13 protein-coding genes are annotated in these 15620 nt (G+C 41.0%); 11 read left to right on the top strand and 2 right to left on the bottom strand.

Features of this window, described 5'->3' with window-relative positions; translation table 11 throughout:
- Positions 1-160 precede the first annotated feature (160 nt).
- Both AA980_RS10910 and AA980_RS10905 read left to right on the top strand, forming a co-directional pair.
- Entirely contained in the window at positions 161-565 is a 405-nt protein-coding gene (locus AA980_RS10910; RefSeq protein WP_024026330.1) for a globin domain-containing protein, read from the top strand.
- A 103-nt stretch (positions 566-668) separates the two neighbouring features.
- Entirely contained in the window at positions 669-2342 is a 1674-nt protein-coding gene (locus AA980_RS10905; RefSeq protein ID WP_024026331.1) for a glycoside hydrolase family 13 protein, read from the top strand.
- Positions 2343-2394: 52 nt separating this feature from the next.
- Here AA980_RS10905 and AA980_RS10900 read toward each other — a convergent pair whose 3' ends face one another.
- A complete protein-coding gene (locus AA980_RS10900) occupies positions 2395-4155 on the bottom strand; it encodes an alpha-glycosidase (protein ID WP_024026332.1) in 1761 nt (586 codons plus the stop codon).
- Positions 4156-4428: 273 nt separating this feature from the next.
- Between AA980_RS10900 and AA980_RS10895 the strand changes: the two genes are divergently transcribed.
- From AA980_RS10895 to AA980_RS10875, 5 genes are all read left to right on the top strand, one after another.
- Positions 4429-5685 carry an extracellular solute-binding protein gene (locus AA980_RS10895; RefSeq protein ID WP_047771570.1) on the top strand — a complete coding sequence of 419 codons (1257 nt, stop codon included), beginning with the start codon at positions 4429-4431 and terminating at the stop codon, positions 5683-5685.
- 172 nt (positions 5686-5857) lie between these two features.
- Positions 5858-7144 carry a carbohydrate ABC transporter permease gene (locus AA980_RS10890; protein ID WP_024026334.1) on the top strand — a complete coding sequence of 429 codons (1287 nt, stop codon included), beginning with the start codon at positions 5858-5860 and terminating at the stop codon, positions 7142-7144.
- Between the two features lies 1 nt (position 7145).
- Entirely contained in the window at positions 7146-7988 is an 843-nt protein-coding gene (locus AA980_RS10885; RefSeq protein ID WP_024026335.1) for a sugar ABC transporter permease, read from the top strand.
- Between the two features lie 41 nt (positions 7989-8029).
- Entirely contained in the window at positions 8030-9079 is a 1050-nt protein-coding gene (locus tag AA980_RS10880) for a LacI family DNA-binding transcriptional regulator (protein ID WP_024026336.1), read from the top strand.
- 13 nt (positions 9080-9092) lie between these two features.
- A complete protein-coding gene (locus AA980_RS10875; RefSeq protein WP_024026337.1) occupies positions 9093-10757 on the top strand; it encodes a glycoside hydrolase family 13 protein in 1665 nt (554 codons plus the stop codon).
- A gap of 119 nt (positions 10758-10876) precedes the next feature.
- Here AA980_RS10875 and AA980_RS10870 read toward each other — a convergent pair whose 3' ends face one another.
- Positions 10877-11659, bottom strand: a complete 783-nt coding sequence (locus tag AA980_RS10870; RefSeq protein WP_034723017.1) for an AraC family transcriptional regulator — start codon at positions 11657-11659, stop codon at positions 10877-10879.
- 214 nt (positions 11660-11873) lie between these two features.
- Here AA980_RS10870 and AA980_RS10865 point away from each other — a divergent pair, with 214 nt between their 5' ends.
- From AA980_RS10865 to AA980_RS10850, 4 genes are read left to right on the top strand one after another with little or no spacing between them, the layout of a single operon-like run.
- A complete protein-coding gene (locus AA980_RS10865; RefSeq protein WP_034723018.1) occupies positions 11874-12602 on the top strand; it encodes a ThuA domain-containing protein in 729 nt (242 codons plus the stop codon).
- On the top strand, positions 12602-13633 hold the full coding sequence (locus tag AA980_RS10860; protein WP_024026345.1) for a Gfo/Idh/MocA family protein: 1032 nt from the start codon (positions 12602-12604) through the stop codon (positions 13631-13633). Before AA980_RS10865 ends, AA980_RS10860 begins: the two co-directional genes overlap by 1 nt.
- Positions 13630-14649, top strand: coding sequence for a Gfo/Idh/MocA family protein (locus AA980_RS10855; protein WP_024026346.1), 1020 nt, complete (start codon positions 13630-13632; stop codon positions 14647-14649). Before AA980_RS10860 ends, AA980_RS10855 begins: the two co-directional genes overlap by 4 nt.
- On the top strand, positions 14646-15614 hold the full coding sequence (locus AA980_RS10850) for a sugar phosphate isomerase/epimerase family protein (RefSeq protein ID WP_024026347.1): 969 nt from the start codon (positions 14646-14648) through the stop codon (positions 15612-15614). Before AA980_RS10855 ends, AA980_RS10850 begins: the two co-directional genes overlap by 4 nt.
- Positions 15615-15620 lie beyond the last annotated feature (6 nt).

The raw sequence follows: 15620 nt of genomic DNA, 5'->3' as shown, positions 1-15620 counted from the left end.
CTCTCCATTTTTTTAGAATACAATAATCATCAAAATGACGACAGAAATTGAGTGCACCCAGAGGAAACTTATGTAAACTCTGCCTTAGTGTGATTTAAATCACGAAAATCCATCCGGTTTATCAATATAATTATCGGTAACAGGGGAAAATTACTAGTGGATGGTGAAGAAATTGGAATATAATTTTAAATCACTTTATAGCGCAATAGGCGGACAAGAAACGATTGATAAATTAGTCAATGCTTTTTATCCGCGTGTATATGATGATCCTGAGCTGGCCCCATTATTTGAAGGGGATATGGACGAGATAAAGCGGAAGCAGCGGATGTTCCTGCCGCAATTTTTAGGAGGCCCGGCCCTTTACAGCCAAGAATTCGGACCGCCGGCCATGAGGGAGCGGCATCTGCCGTTCGAAGTGACGCCGAGAAGAGCACAGTGCTGGCTTCGCTGCATGAGAGAGGCCTTCGCGGAAATTGGCCTCGACCAAAATCCGGCGGGACTTGCCTTTTATGACCGTTTGACCCAAGTAGCTGGAATTATGGTGAATACAGCGGATAGCGAATAAAATAACAAAAATCCTCATCCAGCTTTTATTGGATGAGGATTTTTTCAGTTTTGCTGCATCTTTATGTTATAGTGTGTTTGTTTACAGTGAGGAGGTAAGCAAAGTGAAGACCAATGACCAATGGTGGAAAAAGAGTGTAGTATACCAGATTTACCCCCGTAGCTTCAAGGATTCGAATGGAGACGGAATCGGTGATATCCAAGGTATTATTGAGAAACTGGATTATTTGAAATTATTAGGAGTTGACGTGATTTGGCTTAGTCCAATTTACGATTCGCCGAATGATGATAATGGCTATGATATCCGTAACTACCAAGCCATTATGAACGAGTTTGGGACAATGGCTGATTTTGACCGGATGTTAGCAGAGTTGCATAAACGTGAAATGAGACTCGTCATGGATTTAGTGGTGAACCATACTTCTGATGAACATGAGTGGTTTGTTCAGTCGAAAAAATCAAAAGACAATCCATATCGCGACTATTATTTTTGGCGTAAAGGAAAAGACGGAAAAGAACCGAATAATTGGGGTTCTGTGTTCAGCGGCTCGGCGTGGCAATATGACGAAACAACCAATGAATACTTTTTACATTTATTTTCAAAAAAACAGCCTGACCTCAACTGGGAAAATCCGAAGCTCCGGGAAGAAGTGTACCAGATGATGAAGTTCTGGCTCGATAAAGGAATTGACGGTTTCCGGATGGATGTCATTAATATGATATCGAAGCAGGCGGACCTGCCGGACGGCGAGCAGAGCGTTGGTCAATTATATGGCGATGGCGGGCAATACTATATGAATGGACCGAGAATCCATGAATTTTTACAAGAAATGAACCATGAGGTTTTGTCTAACTACCCCATCATGACCGTTGGCGAAATGCCAGGTGCGACCCCAGAGGATGCTAAAAAATACACGGACCCTGACCGGAAAGAAGTCAACATGATTTTTACGTTTGAGCATATGGACTTAGACAGTGCTCCGGGCGGAAAATGGAATTTAAAACCGTTGAATTTAGTCGATTTGAAGGAAAATCTTACGAAGTGGCAGACGGCGTTACATAACAAAGGCTGGAATAGCCTGTATTGGAATAATCATGACCAGCCGCGGATTGTTTCCCGATTTGGTAATGATGGTGAGTACCGAGTGGAATCGGCGAAAATGTTAGCATCGTGCCTTCATTTTATGCAAGGGACACCATATATTTATCAAGGGGAAGAAATCGGAATGACCAATGTTAAGTTTGAATCCCTTGAAGATTATCGCGATATCGAAACCATTAATATGTATAACGAAAGAAAAGCGTTAGGCTATCCGCATGAGGAAATCATGGCTTCGATTTATGTAAAAGGCCGAGACAATGCTAGAACGCCGATGCAATGGGATGATTCCGAACATGGCGGCTTCACGTCTGGAACCCCGTGGATCAAGGTCAACCCTAGATACAAAGAAATTAATGTAAAAAATGCATTGGCGGATTCGGAATCCATCTTTTATTTTTATCAAAAATTGATTGCTCTTAGAAAAGAAATGGATATTGTTATAGAAGGTGATTTTCAATTGCTGCTAAAGGATCATCCTAAATTGTTTGCCTACGAACGAAAGTGGAGCGATGAAGTCCTCCTTGTACTGTGCAATTTTAGTGAAGATGAAGTAATCATTGAGGATGCTGAGCTTAGAATAAAGCTAGCTGAATATAACGTTGTCCTTGCGAACTATGAAGCAGGCAGTCAAAGCAATCTCCGTCCATACGAGTCCATTGTGTTAAAAAATAACTAAAAACTAAGCAAAAAGGACAAGGATGCTCAATAGGAGCTCCCTGTCCTTTTTGTTAATATACCAAAATAGCAAAGCCATATCCTTGTAATTGAATCGTCAACTCAGGACCAGAAAACGCTATCTCTTCATTCTCCCACAGGTTTTTGACGGCTTTACCGTTTAAATCAAATGGAACCGTATATGCAGCCGCTTCACTGTTTGTATTCAAAATAACGCAAATTGTTTGCTTACCATTGGACTTGGTGTAGGCCAGACATGTATCATGCTCCCCAGGTGAAATGAAGCTTAGCTCACCATCATTCGCTAATAATGGATTTTCACCTCGTAACCGAATTAATTTTTGAATATGGCTAAGCAACTCCTGATTTTGTTTGTCAGGGTCCCACTCCATGCATTTGCGGCAGCCAGGATCCATGCTGCCAGTCATCGCAATTTCATCACCATAATAAATACATGGTGTTCCGATAAAGGTCAGAAGCAGGGTGAAAATCTGCTTTACCCGTGCCAAATCCTCGCCGCATTCTGTCAAGATTCTTGCTGTATCATGGCTGCCAACAAGGTTAAAGGCAACTTCATTAACATTCTTAGGATACATATGAATCACATTTGTCATATTTTCAACAAATTCCTTTGCTGTAATCGTTTGCTTGGCAAACAGGTTGAGGATATTCATTGTAAACGGATAATTCATGACCGCATCAAATTGGTCACCACGCAGCCATGGCATTGAATCGTGCCAAACTTCTCCGAGGATATACAGTTCAGGTTTAATCGCCTTTACTTCACGGCGAAATTCACGCCAAAATGCATGATCGACTTCATTAGCCACATCGAGACGCCAGCCGTCAATGTCAAACTCCCTAACCCAGTAGCGGCCGACCTCAAGCAAATATTCCTTTACTTCAGGATTCTCCGTATTTAATTTTGGCATAAACGGTGTAAAGGCAAAGGTATCATAATTAGGACGCGGCTCGGTAACTAATGGAAACTCATGAACATGGAACCAATTTTTATATGCGGAATTTTCCCCGTTTTTCAGCACATCCTGAAACTGAGGGAAATAGAAGCCGCTATGGTTAAACACGGCATCAAGCATTACCTTTATGTCATTTTTATGACAGGCATCGATAAATTCTTTAAGAACTTCCTTGGTTCCAAATTGCGGGTCCAGCTCTAGATAATCAATCGTATCGTATTTATGGTTGGAATAGGCTTTAAAGATTGGAGTAAAGTAAATGCCGCTAATTCCTAAATCCTTCAAGTAAGGTATCTTTTGCTGGATTCCCTCGATATCACCACCGAAAAAATTTGTCGGAGTCGGTTCCTCACTACCCCAAGGAAGTACCTCATCAGGATCGATGTCTTTATTTCCGTTTGCAAAGCGCTCAGGGAAGATTTGGTACCATACCGTATTTTTTACCCATTCGGGAGCCTGGAAAATGTCTGCCTTGTTCATAAATGGAAAACAGAAGTAATAAGCGGTATCGTCAACTGGAGGCTCAGAGTAAAAGCCTTTTTCTGTAAAACAAACGGTTTCTGTTCCATCATTTAAGAGAAAACCATACCGTAATCTTTTAAAAGGGGGGATTACTGAAGCAAACCAATAGTCAAAATATTGATCAGAACCGCTTTTTTTCATAGGTATGGAGTCGGTTTTCCAATGTTTCCGTTCCCAATTATAGGGGTCGCCATGGATAAGAGTTACCTTTTTAATATCTATCTTTTTAGTGCGAAGTTGAATATGTAATTCACCATTTGTGCAAACGTATGCGTAATTGTCTTTTGGTCGATGATAGATGGCTTCTTTAAACAAGCTAGTCAACTCTCTTTCTTAAAACATTATATTTAAGGCTATTTTACTAAAAAATAAGTAGAAATGATATAAATTTAAATCAAAGCTAGCATTTCCATTTCATCTGGATAATAAAATTATTTTACAAAAAATAGTTGTAAAATTAAATATAGGTATTATAATGAAAGTAAGTTGTGCAACCGATTTCGCAAATGTAAGCGCTATGCTGAAAGAAAGGTTTTGCGGTGCGGGCAGAACTACAAATCATTCCTACATTTAACAGGAGGGGAAAAAATGAAAAAAGCACTAGCAATCTTTATGATGGCTGTCTTGATGCTTGGTGTTCTGTCTGCATGTGGTCCAAAGCGGGATACTACAGACAAGACAGACACTGGCAAAAAGGAAGAAACAGTAGCAAAACCGGATAAACTTGTTGTATGGGAAGATAAAGACAAATCTGGCTGGCTTAAAAAAGTAGCGGCTGATTTTGAAAAAGAAAATGGCATTAAAATTGAATTCAAAGAAGTAGAAATGGCTACAAAAATGCGTGATCAATTACGCCTTGACGGTCCTGCCGGGACAGGCCCAGATGTTGTAACCTTACCGCATGACCAAGTAGGGCAAGTTGCAACAGAAGGTCTTATTGCTGAGCTCAAAGTCGACAAAAAGGTTACTGATCAATTTTCACAACCTTCGATTGATGCAGAAACGTACGATGGTAAATTATACGGACTTCCAAAAGCTTCAGAAACACCAGTTTTTATTTATAATAAAGATTTAATGCCTGAAGCTCCAAAGACAATGGATGATGTTTATAAATTTGCCAAAGATTTCACTAAGGGTGAAAAATATGGTTTCCTAGCACTTTGGGATAACTTCTATTTCGCTCACGGTGTTATTGGCGGTATGGGCGGTTATGTTTTTAAGAACAATGATCCGAAAGATATTGGCTTAAATAATGAGGGTGCTGTCAAAGGTACTGAATATATTCAAAAATGGTATACAGAGGGATTATTCCCTAAAGGGATCATTGGTGAAAATGGCGGGTCTGCTCTAGATGGTCTCTTCACAGAAGGGAAAGTGGCTTCTGTTATGAACGGACCATGGGCATTTAAACCATATACAGATGCAGGCATTAAAATTGGAGTTACTGCACTTCCAACACTTCCAAACGGTGACCATGTAAAAACATTCATGGGCGTTAAAGGCTGGCATGTATCTGCTTATTCTAAGAATCAAGAATGGGCAACCAAATTCGTTGAGTTTATTACAAATGATGAAAACTCTAAATATCGTTTCGAACAAACAGCTGAAGTTCCAACAAACGTAGCATTACTTGATGACCCAGCAATTAAAGATAATGAAGGGGCAAAAGCAGTAGCTGAGCAATCACAATATGCTGTGCCAATGCCAAACATCCCTGAAATGGGCCAGGTTTGGGATCCGATGGCTAAATCGCTTCAAACGGTTGTAACTGGAAAATCAGCACCGAAAGCAGCTCTTGATTCGGCAGTAGAACAAATCAAAGCAAATATTGCTTCTACTAAATAGTTCCATGTCGGCAGTACCTCACCTCCATGAGGTACTGCTCTCTATTCACGTTATATTAGCTGTTTTATGAGGGAAAAATAATTTTTTCTTGATAAAGCATCTAAGCTTAGATGTACGTGCTAGCACCAGCTAGTTAAAAGAATTCTTTATTTAAAAGAAAGGGGAGTGTAGGATGTCGAGTGTAGTATCCTATCCAACCAGCCACCGTAAGAAAGCATTGATTCTATCCATTATCCCTGGGATAGGTCAACTGTATAACAAGCAAATTTTAAAGGGAGTCTCCTTTCTCGTCTTAAGTGCAGCTTTTATTTATGTATTTATGGATTTAATAAACATCGGTTTATGGGGATTAGTTACATTAGGAGAAATTCCATTCGAGGATCATTCAATTTTCCTTTTAGTGTATGGGATTTTGGCTATCATTGTCCTTGTGTTTGGAATTGGGTTTTACGTGTTTAACTTACGTGATGCCTATAAAGTGGGGAAAAAACGTGATAGCCATGAACCCGTCAGCACCGTTAAAGAACAGTACCGAAACCTTGTTGATAACGGTTTTCCCTATTTAATCATGTCACCTGGATTCTTACTATTAGTGTTTGTCGTTATTTTTCCGATTATTTTCGTTATTTTACTTGGGTTTACAAACTATGATCTTTACCATACTCCGCCGGCAAAACTGGTTGATTGGGTTGGTTTTAAAAACTTTGTAGATATTTTTAAAGTGGACATGTGGAGGAACACCTTTTTTGCGGTACTCGCTTGGACACTTGTCTGGACATTTGTTGCGACAACTTTCCAGGTGGCCCTGGGAATTTTCCTTGCGATTATTGTCAATCAGAAGGATGTAAAAGGAAAAGCAATAATGCGGACTGTGTTTATTTTACCTTGGGCTGTACCGGCATTCGTCTCCATTCTAGTATTTGCGGGGATGTTTAATGAATCCTTTGGTGCGATTAATAGAGATATCCTAGGTTTCTTTGGGATTGAAGGCCTGCCTTGGATGACCGAACCTATTTTTACGAGAATTGCGTTAATCTGTATTCAAACTTGGCTAGGGTTCCCGTTCATCTTTGCGATGACAACCGGTGTCCTACAATCGATTCCGGCAGATTTGTATGAAGCTGCCACTGTTGATGGTGCATCCACCTTTCAAAAGTTTAAAAACATTACCTTACCATTGGTCTTATTTGCAACAGCACCAGTGCTCATTACGCAATACACATTCAACTTCAATAACTTTAGTATCATTTACTTATTTAATGGCGGCGGCCCGGCAGTAACTGGGCAGAACGCCGGTGGTACAGATATCCTTATTTCATGGATTTACCGTCTAACGATGACTTCGGCGCAATATTCAAAGGCTGCAACATTGACGATGCTCTTATCTGTGATTGTTATCACCGTGGCGATTTGGCAATTTAAAAGAACAAAATCATTCCAAGAAGAGGATATGATGTAATATGAGTACGAAAAGACAGAAAATCACCAGACTTACCCTGACCTATCTAGTCGTATTGATTATGTTTGTGATTATTTTATATCCGTTGGCCTGGATTATCGGGTCATCGTTTAACCCTGGGCAAAGCTTATCGGGGTCAAGTATTATTCCGAAAAACGCGACACTTGCCCATTACCAGCATCTGTTTGATACAAGTAAAAGTAATTATCTTTTTTGGTACATCAACTCGTTAAAAGTAAGTATTTTAACGATGGTATTTACCGTTATTCTAGTCAGTTTAACAGCCTATTCTTTCTCCCGCTATCGCTTTGTGGGACGGAAAAATGGCTTAATGACCTTTTTGATTTTGCAAATGATTCCAAACTTCGCAGCACTTATCGCCATCTACATTTTAGCGACCCTTACACATTTAATTGATACTCATTTAGGTCTCATTTGTGTTTATGTTGGCGGTCAGATTCCAATGAATACATGGCTGATGAAGGGGTATCTCGATACCATTCCGAAGGAGCTTGATGAGTCAGCAAAGATTGATGGTGCCGGACATTTACGAATCTTTTTTCAAATTGTTATGCCGCTGGCTAAACCAATTATTGCCGTTGTGGCGCTGTTCGCATTTATTGGCCCATTTGCTGATTTTATTATTGCGAGCATATTGCTCCGGACCGAAAAAAATTATACATTAGCAGTGGGTCTATATGAAATGGTCGCTAAACAATTTGGCGCTGAATTCACGACATTTGCTGCCGGGGCCGTTCTAATTGCTGTTCCGATTGCGATTCTCTTCTTGTCATTCCAGCGATTCTTCGTATCTGGATTAACAGCAGGAGGAACGAAAGGTTAATATTGATAAATTGAATTACACCCTTTGAGAGGGGAAAAAATATGAACGTTACGATTAAGGATGTAGCTAGCTTAGCAAATGTTGCTCCATCAACAGTTTCAAGGGTTATTGCCGATAGTCCACGAATTAGTGAAGCCACAAAGCAAAAGGTAAAACAGGCAATGGAGCAGCTCGGCTACCATCCCAACTTAAATGCAAGAAATTTGGCGAGCCAATCAACGCAGGCAATAGGACTAGTGATGCCAAGCTCGAAGGACGTTGGGTTTCAAAATCCCTTTTTTCCTACTGTATTGCAGGGAATCAGTGAAGGGGCACAAGAGAAAAATTATGCCTTGCATATGACGACAGGGAAATCGGAAGAGGAAATTCTTCATGCCGTCGTTCAAATGGTGCAGGGAAAACGGGTCGACGGGATTGTCTTACTTTCTTCAAAAGTTGAGGACCAGGTCATCTCTTATTTAATAGAAAGAAGTTTTCCGTTTGTTTTGATTGGAAAACCATATAAAGATATCGAAGAAATTACTCACGTAGATAATGATAATATTCGCGCGATGAAAGAGGCTACTGCCTATTTAATCGGACTAGGTCACAAGCAAATTGGCTTTATCGGCGGAAGTCTTGAATTAATTGTAACGTCTGACCGTCAGGATGGTTATAAAAAGGCATTAGCGGAGGCAGGTATTGAGGCAAGAAGCGAATATATTATTCATCAGAAATTTTTAAGGGAGGGCGGACAGCAGGCAGTTCGGGAGTTAATGCAGCTCGAACATCCGCCGACAGCCCTTGTGGTAGCAGATGATTTTATGGCGCTTGGTGTTCTGAATACTCTGGATGAATTAGGAATTAGAGTTCCAGACGATATCTCGATTGTCGGCTTTAATAATGTTCTGCTTGCCGAAATGTCGAGACCGCCGTTGACTTCCGTTGATATTAATATCTTTGAACTTGGCTATCAAGCATCTAAAAACTTAATACAAATGATTGAAAACAGCAATGAACCGACAAAGCGCCTGATTATCTCGCATCGTTTGGTTGAGCGCTTATCATGCAGTCAGCCAAGTGTAGAGAAATCAGACAAAAGTAACGATTAGTGAGGAATTTAACATGAATAAATTATGGTGGAAAGAAGCAGTTGCATATCAAGTTTATCCCCGCAGTTTTATGGATTCCAATGGGGATGGAATTGGTGATATAAAGGGAATCATAGCTAAACTAGATTATTTAAAAGAACTAGGGATTGATGTGATTTGGGTCAGTCCAATGTATCAATCTCCGAATGACGATAATGGCTATGATATTAGTGATTATCAGGAGATTATGGCTGAGTTTGGAACAATGGCCGATTTTGATCTTCTATTAAAAGAAACACACCAACGCGGGATGAAGTTAATCCTCGATTTAGTCATCAATCATACAAGTGATGAGCATCCTTGGTTTATCGAATCCCGCACTTCGAAAGACAATCCGAAACGGGATTGGTATATTTGGAGAGATGGTAAGGACGGGAAAGAGCCGAATAACTGGGAAAGTATTTTCGGCGGTTCTGCATGGAAATACGACAAACAAACCGGACAGTATTTCATGCATATTTTTTCTAAAAAGCAGCCTGACCTCAATTGGGAAAATGGAGAGGTTCGGAAGGCGCTTTATGGAATGGTTAATTGGTGGCTTGATAAAGGCATAGACGGCTTCCGTGTTGATGCCATCAGCCATATTAAGAAGGAGCCAGGCCTTCTGGATATGCCAAATCCTGAGGGGCTGCCGTATGTATCATGCTTTGAAAAAATGATGAACGTCGAAGGAATTCATCCATTTTTACATGAGTTAAAGGAAGAAACATTTGCTAAATATGACATCATGACCGTTGGTGAAGCGAACGGAGTAACGGTTGATAATGTCGTTGATGTTGAGCAGTGGGTAGGTGAAAACCAAGGGAAATTCAACATGGTTTTTCAATTTGAGCATCTAAACCTTTGGGATGCAGAAACAAAAAAGGAACTTGATATCATCGAGTTAAAGAATGTACTATCCCGCTGGCAAAAAGGCTTAGAGGGAAAGGGATGGAATGCGCTTTTCATTGAAAACCATGACAAAGCACGTGTCGTCTCCACATGGGGAAATGATCAGGAATACTGGCGTGAAAGTGCGACGGCGTTTGCTGCAATGTACTTTCTTATGCAGGGGACACCATTTATTTATCAAGGTCAGGAAATTGGGATGACCAATGTCCAGTATGAATCAATTGAAGATTATGATGATGTTTCGGCAAAAAATATGTATCATTTAAAACGAGCGGACGGGGTTCCCCACGAGGAAATTATGGCAATCATCTGGGCGTCAGGCCGTGATAATTCCCGGACACCAATGCAGTGGTCAGATGAAGAAAATGCTGGTTTTAGCAATGGAACACCATGGTTGAAGGTGAATCCGAACTACAAGAAAATCAATGTAGAAGCCCAGCAAAATGATGCTGATTCCATCTTGAATTTTTATAAAAAAATGATTCGCTTGAAAAAGTCGAATGCCGTGTTTACTTACGGTATTTATGAATTGCTGCTTAAAGAGGATCCACAAATATATGCCTATACCCGGACTTCGACTGAGGAAAAGGTAATCGTAATCACAAACCTTTCCGTAGAACCGGCAGAGATTACAGGTGTTTCCTTGGACTATCAAAATTTGCTGTTAAATAACTATGAGGTTTCTGAGCATGAACCACTTCGACAGTTAACACTAAAACCGTATGAGACAAGAGTATATCGTGTTTAAATTTGGCTTTTTTCGTAAACATAAATATATTAATTGGGGATACCAAAGTACTGATGGTATCCCCTCTTTTTTTAGCAAAGTATTAACTTGGGTTTCGAAAGCAATTATGCTTTGCACAGCTAAGTGGTCAAATCTACACGTCTGTAAGCACCAGGGGCTACACCGTACTTCTTTCTAAAGACCCTGTGAAAATAAGGATAGGTACCAAAGCCACAGTCTTCGGCAATATGTTCAAGGGTCATTGTGGTATATTTCATCCGCTCGATTGCCGCGGAAAGCCGTACTTCTAGGGCATATTCTATCATCGTTTTCCCGACACTGCTTTTGAATAAATGAACGGATCGGGAAACACTAAGCCCAGCATAGCGCGCAACATCCTCTAATTTAAATGCCGTCGTAGCATGCTCTTCAATATATCGCATCATCCGTGTCACCGAATACGGATGACTGAAGGAGGGGCCGGTTTCGCTGACGGCACGTTCTAAAGTTATACAGAGAGCTCGCAGCAAATAGCCGGTAAGCTCTTCATTTTGACTGGGCTCTGGACGGCGTTTTTCGATCATGATATGACGCCATAAGGCTAGCAGCTTTTCATCAAGATCGATGCGGGAGACATCCGGCTTAGTGGAACGGTTCCACCATTGGTCTACCCAATTGCCTTCACAGACTAGGTGATAGTCCCCACTGTTTTGCCCCTCTTTAACGAGAAGTTCATAGTGATCCCCTGGTTTAATTAGAAGTAGATCGCCTTTCTCGAGGTTCATTTTTCTTCCCTTTACCACCACTTCACAATGCCCTTCTGTTTGCAAGCGGAATAGATACAAGGGGTATCCTGTTTTATGTTGAGAATGATATCCGTTTGTGTGATAAGAATAACCGCAATAGAATAGGTTCGTCGTCATAAGTTCCCTCAAAAATAATAAAATTCAAAAATAGCAAAATAGTAGATGTATTGATTATATCATCTATATTTATTTGCAGATACACAATATAAGATGGAAACAAATAAGTAATGTTCAATTTTTTCCACATTACGCGTCAATGGAAGCTTTTCATAAATTTCTTATTCTCTAAAACAAAAGTTAAAGAAATCTATTAAAAGGAGTGGTTTGTTTTATGTTGAGAGTAACTGTATGGAATGAAAACCGTCACGAACAAAAAAATCCGGTTGTCAGGGATATATACCCAAGAGGCATCCATGGAGCAATCGCTGAATTCCTTCAATCAGAAGGGATTCATACTAGAACAGCTACTCTAGATGAGCCGGATCACGGTTTAACGGACGAGGTACTCGCCAATACAGATGTATTAGTTTGGTGGGGGCATCTTGCACATGGTGAAGTTACCGATGAAATTGTGCAAAAGGTCCAGCAGTGTGTTCTTGATGGAATGGGGTTAATTGTTCTTCACTCCGGGCATTTCTCGAAAATTTTTAAAACGTTAATGGGAACAAGCTGTGATTTAAAATGGCGGGAAGCGGATGAAAAAGAGCGTCTTTGGGTTGTAAGCCCAAGCCACCTGATTACAGAAGGAATCACTGAATATATTGAATTAGATAAAGAAGAAATGTATGGCGAGCATTTTGATATCCCTCAGCCTGATGAGCTTATTTTTACAAGCTGGTTTGAAGGCGGCGAAGTATTCCGCAGCGGAATCACATACAATCGCGGGAATGGAAAAGTGTTTTATTTTAGACCAGGACATGAAACGTATCCGACCTATCATAATAAACAAATTCAGCGCGTCATTATCAATGCGGTGAAATGGGCACAGCCTGTCAAGCGTGAGCGTCCAGTCTATGGAAACGCGAAACCGCTAGAAGAAATCAAAGGGGGACAAATATAATGGAAAAGCTAAGAGTCGGAGTAATTGGATGCGGCAGTATTGCCCAGCACCGCCATTTACCAGAATATAAAGCAAATAAACAAGTGGAGCTTGTGGCAGTTTGTGATATTAACGAAGAACGTTCAATAGAAGTAGCCAAAAAATTCGATGCCGTGGCATATACAAGCTATGAAGAATTATTGAAAAATGGTGGAGTGGACGCAGTAAGTGTTTGTACTCCAAACTATCTTCATGCCCCAATCTCAATAACTGCATTAAATGCTGGTGTTCATGTTCTTTGTGAAAAACCGATGGCAACCTCTAAGCAAGAAGCAGAAGCGATGATTTCAGCAGCAAAAGAGAGCGGAAAAAAGTTAATGATCGCCCATAATCAGCGCTTCGTCCCTTCTCACCAAAAGGCATGTCAGTTAATTGCTAGCGGCGAAATCGGTAAAATTTATAGTTTCCGTACGGCATTCGGACATGGCGGCCCAGAAGGTTGGAGTGTTGAAGGAAAAGAGGGCTGGTTTTTCCAAAAAGAAAAAGCATTCGTTGGGGCGATGGGCGATCTAGGTGTTCACAAGACGGATTTGCTGCGGTATGTGTTAGGGGAAGAAATTGTCGAAGTAGGTTCCTTTGTGGAAACGAGCGCAAAGGATTTCGCTAATGTAGATGACAATGCCGTTTGTGTTTTAAAAACAGAAAGTGGGATTATCGGAACACTTGCTGCAAGCTGGGCTTATGTAAGCAAAGAAGATAACTCGACGATTATTTATGGCGAAAAAGCGATTCTTCGTTTAGAGGATGATCCGGTTAATTCCCTTGTTGTTCAATATGCGAACGGGGAAGTGGTGAATTATCAGCTTGGAAAAATCCAGTCTAATGATGAGGGCGGACAAAATAATTCCCACGTGATCGGGAAGTTTGTGGATTCGGTTCTTAATGACCAAGAGCCGCCAGTACCTGGTGAGGAAGGAATGAAATCATTATTGGTTATTTTGGCAGCGCTTGAGTCAAATGAAACAAAACAAATTGTGAGAGTGAAAGCATGATAAAACTTCGCATCGGAATTATTGGGGTTGGCGGCATTGCCCAAGGCCGTCATATCCCTGCATTTCTTCAGCTTCGTGACATATGTGAAATAACTTCCCTAAGTGATGTGAATATCGACCGAGCAAAAGAGATAGCCGAAAAATATAACATCCCTCATATCTTTGCTGATTACCGTGATCTCTTTTCAGAAGTGGATGCTGTTTGTATTTGTACACCAAATAAATTCCATGCCGAGATTACGGTTGCTGCCTTTGAAGCTGGAGTCCATGTTTTGTGTGAAAAGCCGATGGCTCTAAGTGCAAAGGAATGCGAGGCCATGATCGCCGCGGCCCAAAAAGCGGATAAAGTACTGGCGATTGCTTACCACTACCGTTTTATGAAGGAAGCTGTGGCGGCTAAGAAAGCGATGGATGAAGTAGGGACTCCGCTGGTGGTGAGAGTCCAAGCCTTGAGACGCCGCAAAGTACCAGGATGGGGCGTTTTTACCAATAAAAACCTTCAAGGCGGCGGCAGCCTGATTGATTATGGCTGTCATCTTCTCGATTTAGCCCTTTGGCTGATGGGAAATCCGAAACATATTGCAGTGTCAGGCACCATGTATAACAGGTTAAGTAAAATACCTAATCAAGTGAACCAATGGGGTTCGTTTGATCACGAATCGTTTAATGTCGATGATCATGTCACAGCTTATCTCAAATTTGAAAATGGGGCTTCGGTGTTGTTCGAAACCTCTTGGGCGGCGAATATCAAAGACGATCAAGAGCATTTAAGCATTTCCGGTGTGGACGGCGGTTTAAGTGTTTTTCCGTTTGAGCTATACATGACAAAGAACGGAATGCTGTTAAATAGTGAGGCTACTTGGATTCCAGGCGAGGAAAATCCAGGACTGCCGCAGGCGAAGAATTTTATCGATGCATGTCTAGGATTGGAAGAGCTGGTTGTAAAACCTGAGGAAGCACTTCAAGTTTCACAAATTATTGACCAGATATATGAGAATGGAGGAACTACTTTATGAAACTAGGTGTATTTACCGTTTTATTTGCTGAAAAATCATTCGAAGAAATGCTGGATACTGTAAAGGAAGCTGGTCTAAATGCGGTGGAAATCGGAACCGGGTGTTATCCTGGAAATAACCATTGTGATTTAGATGGATTACTAGAAAGTGAAAAAGCGCGCAGGGAGTATATCCGAAAAGTCGAGGACCGTGGGCTGATGATTAGCGCATTCAGCTGCCACGGTAACCCGATCTCTCCTGAAAAAGAATTTGCAAATCAGTCTCATGAAACTCTTTTAAAAACGATTAAACTTGCTTCACTATTAGGTGTTCCAGTTGTCAACTGTTTTTCAGGTACGGCGGGTGATCATGAAGGAGCGAAATTTCCTAATTGGCCGGTTACACCATGGCCGAATGAATATGGTGACGTGTTAAAGTGGCAATGGGAAGAGAAATTGATTCCATATTGGAAAGAAGTTGGCCAATATGCAAAAGATCATAATGTGAAAATTGGTCTTGAGCTTCATGGCGGCTTTTTAGTACATACACCATATACGATGTTAAAACTACGTGAGGAAACCTGTGATGCCATCGGCGCTAACTTAGATCCAAGTCATTTATGGTGGCAGGGAATTGACCCTGTTGCCGCGATTAAAATTTTAGCAAAAGAAAATGCGATCCACCATTTCCATGCAAAAGACACATCCATTGATCAGGAAAATGTGAATATGTATGGTTTAACTGATATGCAGCCATATGGGGAAGTGCGTTCGCGGGCCTGGTCCTTCCGTTCGGTTGGCTGCGGCCATAGTTTAAAAGAATGGTCTGACATGATGAGCGCACTTCGAACCTATGGTTACGATTATATAGTCAGCATTGAGCATGAGGACCCAATTATGTCGATTGACGAAGGATTTAAACGTGCGGTCGCAAATTTAAAATCTGTCTTAATTGAAGAACCCGTTTCGCAGATGTGGTGGGTGTAAGGGAAA

The organism is Neobacillus vireti (genome assembly GCF_001026695.1).
GTDB lineage: Bacteria > Bacillota > Bacilli > Bacillales > Cytobacillaceae > Neobacillus > Neobacillus vireti.
This window is presented reverse-complemented; position numbering and strand designations above follow the sequence as displayed.

What these genes read in the sequence shown, in the direction of transcription:
- AA980_RS10910 (WP_024026330.1), top strand. Translation starts at nt 161, where the DNA reads ATGGTGAAGAAATTGGAATATAATTTTAAATCACTTTATAGCGCAATA.
- AA980_RS10895 (WP_047771570.1), top strand. Translation starts at nt 4,429, where the DNA reads ATGAAAAAAGCACTAGCAATCTTTATGATGGCTGTCTTGATGCTTGGT.
- AA980_RS10890 (WP_024026334.1), top strand. Translation starts at nt 5,858, where the DNA reads ATGTCGAGTGTAGTATCCTATCCAACCAGCCACCGTAAGAAAGCATTG.
- AA980_RS10885 (WP_024026335.1), top strand. Translation starts at nt 7,146, where the DNA reads ATGAGTACGAAAAGACAGAAAATCACCAGACTTACCCTGACCTATCTA.
- AA980_RS10880 (WP_024026336.1), top strand. Translation starts at nt 8,030, where the DNA reads ATGAACGTTACGATTAAGGATGTAGCTAGCTTAGCAAATGTTGCTCCA.
- AA980_RS10875 (WP_024026337.1), top strand. Translation starts at nt 9,093, where the DNA reads ATGAATAAATTATGGTGGAAAGAAGCAGTTGCATATCAAGTTTATCCC.
- AA980_RS10870 (WP_034723017.1), bottom strand. Translation starts at nt 11,659, where the DNA reads ATGACGACGAACCTATTCTATTGCGGTTATTCTTATCACACAAACGGA.
- AA980_RS10865 (WP_034723018.1), top strand. Translation starts at nt 11,874, where the DNA reads ATGTTGAGAGTAACTGTATGGAATGAAAACCGTCACGAACAAAAAAAT.
- AA980_RS10860 (WP_024026345.1), top strand. Translation starts at nt 12,602, where the DNA reads ATGGAAAAGCTAAGAGTCGGAGTAATTGGATGCGGCAGTATTGCCCAG.
- AA980_RS10855 (WP_024026346.1), top strand. Translation starts at nt 13,630, where the DNA reads ATGATAAAACTTCGCATCGGAATTATTGGGGTTGGCGGCATTGCCCAA.
- AA980_RS10850 (WP_024026347.1), top strand. Translation starts at nt 14,646, where the DNA reads ATGAAACTAGGTGTATTTACCGTTTTATTTGCTGAAAAATCATTCGAA.